Annotated in this window: 2 protein-coding genes; both read left to right on the top strand. The window is 56.0% G+C overall.

Annotated elements, in window-relative coordinates; translation table 11 throughout:
- Positions 1-242: 242 nt before the first annotated feature.
- A complete protein-coding gene (locus tag EKD05_RS18700; RefSeq protein ID WP_165360804.1) occupies positions 243-4,439 on the top strand; it encodes an adenylate/guanylate cyclase domain-containing protein in 4,197 nt (1,398 codons plus the stop codon).
- A gap of 60 nt (positions 4,440-4,499) precedes the next feature.
- On the top strand, positions 4,500-7,940 hold the full coding sequence (locus EKD05_RS18695; RefSeq protein WP_129675735.1) for a peptidase: 3,441 nt from the start codon (positions 4,500-4,502) through the stop codon (positions 7,938-7,940).
- Positions 7,941-8,000 lie beyond the last annotated feature (60 nt).

Below are 8,000 nucleotides of genomic sequence, written 5' to 3'. Positions count from 1 at the left end.
AGACCGACATGACGAAGCGCCCGCGCGACGGGGCGCGTCCTGATGCCACTGCGTAGTCCCTAATGTGTATCGGTCTCCTGGTATGTTGGGCGGCTTAGCCGCCCAACATACCAGCCAACGCTGCTTGGAGTAGGTGCTAGACAGAACCGGTCAGTATCGTGCATAATCATATCATCGAAACCCTACCCTGAGTGACGTTCATGTAGTGCTGTCAATTGAAGCGCAATAAAATGGTTGTTTCTATGGACACTCAGGTCTCTTATCTTGCCAGGTTCCTCGCTCAGAATTATCCTGAGTTGGCATCACAACTGGCGCAAACAGGTGATCTGCCCGCTAATGAGCGGGTGCAACTGGCGGTTGTCTTACGTACGCGTCTTGCGGCGTGCGCGGCATTTATGCCTGCCCGCCTTGTTCAGGATCAGTTGCGTCAGCCACGACCGGGGCATATTTCCGGGGCCTTCTGGAATGGCAGTCTGCTCTTTGCCGATCTCTCTGGCTTTACTGCGCTCTCTGAGCAACTCAGCAGTCTTGGGCGGCAGGGTTCTGAAGAGGTGACGGCAATCGTGAGTCACCTCTTTGATGTCTTGATTGCCGAGATCCATGCCCGCCAGGGTTCATTGTTGAAATTTGGTGGTGATGCGCTCACCGCCTTTTTTGATGCTGCCAGCCTGGGTGAGCAGCATGTGGCGGCTGCGGCTGCCGCTGCGCTTGCGATGCAACGGCGTATGGATGCCTTTGCTGATCTGGCAACGCGCGTTGGTACTTTTGCCTTGCGGTTGCGCGTTGGGGTGCATAGTGGGCGTGTCTTTGCGGCAAGTGTTGGTGATCAGAGCCATGTCGAGCTTGTGGTGACTGGCCCGGTGGTGAACCGGGTGGCGCTGGCTCAGGAACTGGCTGAGCCAGGGCAGGTGGTGATCTCAAGCGAGGCGATTGAACATATTCCTGGCGTTACGGTGCAAGGGGTTGGCCGTGGCTTTCATCGCCTGACCGATCTGCCTGAACCTGTGCTACCTCCGCCACATACTGATCTTTTTGATCACAGTGGGTTTGATGATTTGCAAACCCTCGAACGGCTGACGCACCAACTCGCGGCACTTGAGCCATATCTGGTGCGAGGGTTGCCACGACGGTTTCTCGAGGTCTCTGAAGTCGGGCTTGGCGAGTTTCGACCGGTTACGGTGCTTTTTATCAACATTCACGATTTCAGCGCGATCCTTGCCCATCTGCAGGATGCGCCGGATCTGGCCGCAGCGGTCTTTAATGCCTATTATCGCCGGGTGCAGACGGTTGTCCATCGGTATGATGGTATTGTGAATAAAGTTGATATGTATACGCACGGCGACAAGTTGATGGTGCTCTTTGGGGCTCCTGTTGCCCACGAGGATGCTTCGGTGCGTGCTATTCGTTGTGCGCTCGATCTCGCGACAACGCTCGAGGAAGCAAATGCTGAAGTCGGAGCCTTGCTGGCCTCGGTCTTGCCCACGCCATTTCAGTTTGTGCATAAGATGGGGATCAATACCGGAACGGTCTTTGCAGGGCGGGTGGGGGGCTCGACACGCTATGAATATACCGTGATGGGCTCGAATGTGAACCTGGCGGCACGGTTGATGTCAGCGGCCGCTGATCACGAAGTGCTCATCTCTCCGGCGACCCGACTCATTGTGGCGGGTCAGTTTGACCTGGTTGATAGTTCACCGTTGCAACTCAAGGGTATTCGTGCGCCGGTCATTCCGTCACGCGTTGTTCGGATTGCCGACGTTGCGATACCGTTACGCGGTGGTGCGTCTGAGCAACGGACAGTGACAACCCCCTTGATTGGGCGTGATCGCGAGTTGGCAACCTTGCTCGATCTGGCGAGTGATGCGTTGCTGGGGCATGGTCGGATGCTGGCGTTAGTGGGTGATGCTGGTGCCGGTAAGACCCGGCTTGCCGAAGAGTTGTTGCAACGTCTCGTGATTGCGAGCATGGCACCTGATGGACGGGCGATGCCGTCGTTTTCGATCTATCTGGGTGAGTGTCAAAGCTATGATCAGCGGACACCGTACGCTGCTGTACGTGGCCCTTTGCGCACGCTGTTGACCTTGTCGGTGCGCTATTTGCACGAACCTGAGTTGACAACACGGCTTGCTATCCGTGTACGTCAGCTTGCCCCTGACCTCGAGCGGTTTACGCCTCTGCTTGGTGATGCGCTTGGAGTTGCGCTGGAAGAGAGCCCGCTGACCACGTCGCTTTCACCTGAACAACGGCACGACCGTCTCCAGGAACTGATCGTGGCGCTCTTTGCTGGGGCCACCAGGCAAGATCGGATGCTGATCCTGATTGAAGATGTTCACTGGGCGGATCTGCCTTCACATGAGCTTTTGAGTCAACTAGCCCTTGCCGCAGTTGACTTGCCGCTCTTATTGCTGGTGACCTATCGGCCTGATACGCCGATCACAGCCCTTTGGATTGAGACGCCGACGACGGCCAAGATCCCGTTAGGTGAACTTACGAGTGAAGATTGCGTAGCGCTCTTGCGTGAATTGCTGGGGGGCACTGAACCGCCCGCCGAAATCTTGCCGCTGCTTGAGCGCACGCAGGGCAATCCCTTCTTTATTGAAGAGTTGTTCCATGCCCTGGTCGCTGAACAGGTGCTTTGCCGTACGGAAAAGGGTGAATGGCGGCTTGAGCGTACGCTCGACGAGGTTCAATTGCCGGGGAGTATCGAAGGCCTCTTGCTAGCTCGCCTCGATCGTCTGGATGAACCGCGCCAGGCGTTGCTCCAAGTTGCCTCGGTGATTGGGCGCCGTTTTCAACGCCCGATCATTGAAGGTGTGTATGCGAGCCAGTCGCCACTTGATGAAGGGCTAATGTGTCTGGTGAGTTTTGAATTGATCCAGGCCGAGCAACTTGATCAGATTCTGAGCTACCTTTTCCGGCATGCCCTGTTACGTGATGTAGCCTATGAGGCGATTCTCTATGCTCGGCGGCGGGTCTTGCATGAGCAGGTGGCCCACCGGATCGAGGCATTGGCAGGTAGCCAACTCGAACCTCATCTGCCTGTGTTGGCCTGGCACTATTTGCAGGCTGAAGCGTGGGATCAGGCGCTTGCGTATCACATCCGTGCCGCAGAACAGGCAACGCAACGTTTTGCGAATCGTGATGCGCTGGCCCTCTATGGGATTGCCCTGACGGTCGCCCAGCGGCTGCAAGAGGTGCAGGCTACGCCGTCGTTGAAGCAACAACTTATCTTGATCCATGAGCAGAGTGGCGATTTGCGGTTATTGCTCGGTGAGTATGACGATGCCGAAGTTCATTTTGGGGAAGCGCTCAAACTGACAGCCCCCGGCGAAGAGAACTGGCTGCGGATGTATCGTCTGCTGGCAAGTGTCGAGGAACGTCGTTCGCACTATGAACAGGCATTTACCTGGTTACGTACCGGCATGGAAGGAATGTCGCTCGAAAGAGGGGAAGAGCTTGCGCGTTGTTATCTGCTTGGGGCCGGGCTCTTTTTTCGGCAGAGCAAGTATGCCGAGTCGATTGAATGGGCTTCGAAGGGCAAAGCGTTGGCCGAACAGGCGGGCAATCTGTCAGAGCAAGCCCATACCTTCAAACTCTTGGGCCTGATCTATCGCGATCAAAGCATCCTCGATCAAGCGATCGCGGCCCTCGATCAGGCGCGTGCTCTCTTTGCGCAACAGAACGTGCTGGATGGTTTGAGCGATACGCTCAATAATCTTGGCATGGTCTATCTGAATATGGGCCAGTGGGCCGATACGATCGCCTGTTATGAACAGAGCCTGGCGATAAGTGAGAATATTGGTGATGTACAGGCCATTGCGCGTACCTCGAATAACCTTGCGGTTGTGCTGGTGGGGCGCAATCAACTTGAACGTGCCGGTGAGCTCTATAAACTGAGCAATGCCATGTTTGCGCGGATCGGCTCGACGCTAGGGGTCGCGGTCACAACCTACAATCGTGGTGAGGTCTTGTTGTTGCAGGGGCGCCCGGCTGATGCGATGCCGCTCTTTCTGGAGGCGCTTGAGACCTTGCAGCAGATCAACGCACGTAATTTTTTGCCCGAGGTGTTGCGTTTAACAGCTGAAGCGGCGCTGGCGCTGGGCGATCTCGCCGTTGCTCGGCTCCATGCTGAACGGGCTTTTATCTTAGCTGCCGAACTGGCGATGAAAGTCGAAGAGGCTACCGCGCATCGGGTCAGTGCGCAGGTGGCTCTGGTATCTGGCGATTTTGCCAAAGCGCAGGCATGTCTGGAGACAAGTTATACTGGGTTGAGCAAACTTGATAATCGCTATGAGTTGGGGAAAACACGCTATCAGCAAGCGCGCCTTGCGCTTGCGATGGGTGATCGCGAGACCGCTGCGCAGGCACGCGCCGAAGCTCAGGCCATCTTTGCTGAACTTGATGCCCAACGCGATCTCGCGCTGGTTCAGGCGTTATAAGCTCGCGTGAGCAACCCCGCTGTGTCGACTGCTTCTGTTACCTAAGATCGGAGCGTATGCATGCCACGTCAACTTATTATGCTGCTCTTGATGGCCCTTCTTGTGGCGCCATTAGGGAGGCAGCCTACTGCCACTGCTCTGGCCGAGCCGGTTGAGGTTCCTGCGGCTATGTTGAGTGAAGTCACCAAACTTCCTCCGTATATCGAACAAGAAGCGCCTGGTACCAATTCAAATGATCGACCGCAAGCTGCCGAGTCGATCGGTGATCGCACCCTCCAGAGTTGGGAGCAGACGATAACAGGCGTCATTGATCGTTCGACCGATGTTGATTTCTTTCGCATGGTGGTTGCCCGGCCTGCCTCGCGCATCCAGATTGTGCTGGATGGTTTACCTGCCGATTATGATCTGGTGTTTGGTGGAGGGCCTGATCCTGAAGCTGGGATTGATCTTAACTTTGATCCTGGGGTTCCGGGTCTCGAGGGCATTACGCAGGTTGGTGGGAGCATCGGGGCGATCGGAGGGAGCATCGGGGCGATCGGAGGGAGCATCGGGGCGATCGGAGGGAGCATCGGGGCGATCGGAGGGAGCATCGGGGCGATCGGAGGGAGCATCGGGGCGATCGGAGGCAGCATCGGGGCCATCAGCATCAACAGTGGTCGTACGCCCGAAACGATTGACACCTTGATCTGGGTGCCGGGGGTCTACTATGTGGTTGTCGTGCCGCACAACGGCGCAGACCCTATCGGAGATACGAATGCGTTGCCGTACCGTCTCGGGGTACGTCTCGATGGGAGTGAGTTGACGATACCCCCATCGGCACCAGAGGTAGAACTGCGGCTTGATTTTTCCAGTTTGCCTGGTGGAGGCGATGTCAGACCTGAGCAAATCACAACATTGTATATTCACCACCCGCAGCGTCTAGCGCAGATCTATGGGCCTGATGAAAATCCTCAGACGGGCACTATTAGCTCGATAGGCTTTGCGCTTGATCGCTTTGCGTCGAGTCCGCCGCAGAGCAACGGTGCTCCACCTGAATATGGCATCGTACTCGATCTGGGCCGCTTAGAGCCAATGATGTCTGGCAGAGCGTCGACGGCTACGATCACGGATGTGTATGATCTCTGGGATGCCAATCAAGGGAACCCCCTCTATGCCAGCTATGTTGCGGGCCTGATCGACAACCTGATCGAAGCAGCGACACAGACAACTTCCATCACCAATACAAATGCGGAATTTTATTATGGGAATGCGGCTGAAGATGCGCGGATCACATTCCCGAATGTCCGTAACATTGTCTTAATTGGTGGTGACAATATTGTGCCGTTCTTTCGTGTTCCGGATCTCACCACGATTGCCAACGAGGCTGATTATCTGGCGTACACCCGTGACCTCGTGGGTGGACGGGATATGCTCATCCCCGATAGTGCGCTTGGGGCTGCCTTGCGTTATCGGATGCTCTTGACGGATAGCCCGTATGGCGCAGGGCGGCCGTATCGTTTTTATGGGTATCCCTTCCATCTGCCGCAACTGGCAGTTGGACGGATTGTTGAGACCCCCAAAGACATCGCCAACTATCTGAATGCACAGCTTGATGGTAGCGAATACACCAACAGACCGTCGCACATTGATGTAACCTCGCAAGGTGACGGTCAACCGGGGCCTGCCCGTGCTTCAGTGACGGGATATGACTTTTTGACCGATCAAGCTCAGGCAGTTACCAGTATTTTAACGACGACTAGGTCATTTCCTCAGGAAGTCAACTCCTTGATCAATGATCGATGGACGCGCCCGGATCTTGAGCGCACCTGGTTTGATGGGCGGCTTGACACCGACTTTCCGTTACCACAAGATGGCTTTGTCAACCTGCAATCGAATCCGCTCGCGCTCAACTCGGTGAATGCCCACTTTGACCACTGGCAATTATTGCCTGCGGTTGAAGATCGCACAGGCAACTTCCCGGCCGAGCGCTTGCTGGTGCCGGAGTATGAATTTTCGTCGCCTGGAGTCTACTTCATGGGGACGCTTGGCTATTCGGTCGGGTGCCACAGTGGCTACAACGTGCATACTGGGGCGCTTGCCGAAGGGATGCCGTTGCTCTACCGGGCTGACTTTGCTGAAGCACTGAACCGTCACGGCGGCAACTGGATTGGCAATACCGGCTATGGGTATGGAACCACAGACGGGATTGACTACTCTGAGCGGCTATCGGTGTTGCTTACCGAGGAACTGGCGCGTAAAGTTGAGGTGCTAGCGTTCGGTCGTTCACCTGCCCAGAGTCTCTTCCCAATTGGGCCAACGATTGGCGAAGCGCTGGTCAAGTCCAAGCAGCGCTATGTACGCAACTCGACGACGCTGAGCGCGTATGACTACAAAGCGATCAGCATTATGACGCTCTATGGCTTGCCCTTTATTCGGGTGCAGATGGAAAACCCCTTGCCGCCGCCACTGGAGGATCCATCACCAACCCAGACAGCACCGCTCGAGATCAATACACCGATTCAACCCGATCGTCTGGGACGTCTCACCCGTACCATCACCTTCACTATTGATCTCAGCCGCGAGAATTTTGTCCCGGTTCTTCGGACGGGGAGTACGATCCTGCGGCCTGGCCCCGAGAGTATCAAGGTGGAGGATAGCTTTGGCGAGGCTTTTGTCCGACCGCCGCGGCTTTTTGAGAACAACCAGATTGCCGTACCAGTCTTGCCCAACCTTGCCTACGATATCAGTGCGCTCAGCAACGGCAGTACGGAACGCTTGCGGGTGCGAGATGTGGTGATGATTGGTGGTATCTATGATGAACGGGAGGGCTTTGATCCGCAGATCACCCAGGTGGTGACAGAGACGTCGAGTCCGATCATTGAGACCGACATTGAACCAGCGTTTCCGGCGGGGATTGGGATCTGGTTCCCCGACAAAATGTTTGCGTACAGCACGGTTGGCGAAGGGGAATTGCAGCGTGATCAGTTGGTGACCGCGATCGCACAGTTCCGGACTAGTCCTGGTGGCAAAATTGGCACCTTACGCCCATACCGTCAACTTGTCTTCCAGGTCTTCTATGAAGATCCCGATCCGAGGTTGCTCACCGGAGAGATCCTCGCGCTACGGAGCGATACGATGCCTCCCATCATCGAGTCGGTCGCTGTCCGTTCACCTGATGTCAACATCGAACTCGCACAGGCGACGGAGGCGCTTGTAGAAATACAGGTGCGTGACATCTCGCTCAACACAGAGTTTGGGCGAAGCGGCATTGCCAATGTCAGCATGATCTACATTGGCCCTGATGGGCGCACCTGGGAAAACCGTGCGCTTGAACAAACCGATCCTGGCTCAGGCATCTATCAAAGCATTGTGCCGATAGCTCCGGGTGACTTGCGGATCATCGCACGGGCAACGGATCGTGCGGGCAATACGAGTCATTTCACGTTCAAGGGTACCTTTACGCCGCTCTCATTTGAGCGCTATCAGGTCTTCCTGCCTAGTTTGCAACGGTCTGGGAACTGAAGCTGAAGGCCTCGTGCCGAGGCAACTTGGCTGCCCCGGCACGAGGCCTTCGGTTCTCAT

It is taken from the genome of Candidatus Chloroploca sp. Khr17 (genome assembly GCF_004138165.1).
Lineage (GTDB): Bacteria > Chloroflexota > Chloroflexia > Chloroflexales > Chloroflexaceae > Chloroploca.
Note: the sequence above shows the minus strand (reverse complement) of the source record. Positions and strands in the feature narration are given on the sequence as shown.